The 1,073-nt window shown below is 40.6% G+C and carries 1 protein-coding gene and 2 tRNA genes; all 3 read right to left on the bottom strand.

The genetic code is table 11. The features are described 5' to 3' along the window. The coding region (locus DBR11_RS27505) for a sigma-70 family RNA polymerase sigma factor (RefSeq protein WP_146186689.1) at window positions 1-536 on the bottom strand (536 nt) is incomplete at its 3' end. A 209-nt stretch (window positions 537-745) separates the two neighbouring features. Beyond that, a tRNA-Leu gene (locus tag DBR11_RS27500) sits at window positions 746-830 on the bottom strand. A gap of 49 nt (window positions 831-879) precedes the next feature. After that, window positions 880-952, bottom strand: a tRNA-Gly gene (locus DBR11_RS27495). Between the last annotated feature and the right edge of the window lie 121 nt (window positions 953-1,073).

The raw sequence follows: 1,073 nt of genomic DNA, 5'->3' as shown, positions 1-1,073 counted from the left end.
ATTAATAATAGAGTAGCCAATGTAATCAGCTTGTTAACTGAGGAGGGTTCAAGTTCACCCGTGCTGTAATTCTTAACGGTTACCCTGATCCTTTTTAGTGCTGCGCTCAGCTGGTTTCTGACGGTCTTGTTGGAAATGTTAAGCCGGGTGGCAATTTCCCCATTGGAAAGCATTTCTTCCCGGCTGAGCAGGAATATTTCTTTCATTTTTTCGGGCAGGCTGTTGATCTCCTGCATAACGATGGACTCCAGTTCTCGGCTCATTAACCGGGTGTCGCAGGATGTATCGTCAATTTCACTTTGTAAAGCTTGCTGATTTTCAAAAGACAGCTTCAAAAGTTCTCTTCTATAAAAATCTATGATCCTGCTTTTAAGACGGGTATGCAGCAGTGCCCGAATAGAAGTTTCATTTTCAAAATCAAAGTCACTTTCAAGCAAAGAGAGGAACAGATCCTGTAAAATATCCTCCACATGCTCTTCATTCTGTAGGCGGCGAAAGGCAAGAATGTATAGTTCTTTCCAGAACTTGTTATACATTGCGGTGATATATTGCCTGTTAGCTTGTTCTTTCAATGATGAAAATCCTTATGTGCACAGTTGCAAATTTACTGAGTACAATATTAATACTGTGTTAAGGAATTGAGGCATGACGCTTACAGCTGAATTTGTTACATATAGCGCGAGTGTCATTTAACAAATAAAAAAAAACCGTGTCAGAACGAAGATTCGTACCGATCACGGCTTTGTACTCAGAGCGGGAATCGAACCCGCACGACTTTTAAGGTCACAGGATTTTAAGTCCTGCGTGTCTACCAGTTCCACCATCTGAGCAGGTGTTAAACCTTTTAAAAACAAAAGCCTTCCGGTAAGAAGGCTTTTGAGCGAAAGACGAGATTCGAACTCGCGACCCCGACCTTGGCAAGGTCGTGCTCTACCAACTGAGCTACTTTCGCTGTTATGTTCTGCGAAGATAGACATTGTTTTTATTTTTACTAACTATATTTTGAAGATATCCTTAAATCCACTGAGGTTCAGGCTGAAAAAATTTTCAATAAATTCATTTTTCTTGCATAG

The sequence above is a fragment of the Pedobacter sp. HMWF019 genome (genome assembly GCF_003061025.1).
In the GTDB taxonomy this organism is placed as follows: Bacteria; Bacteroidota; Bacteroidia; order Sphingobacteriales; family Sphingobacteriaceae; genus Pedobacter.
This window is presented reverse-complemented; position numbering and strand designations above follow the sequence as displayed.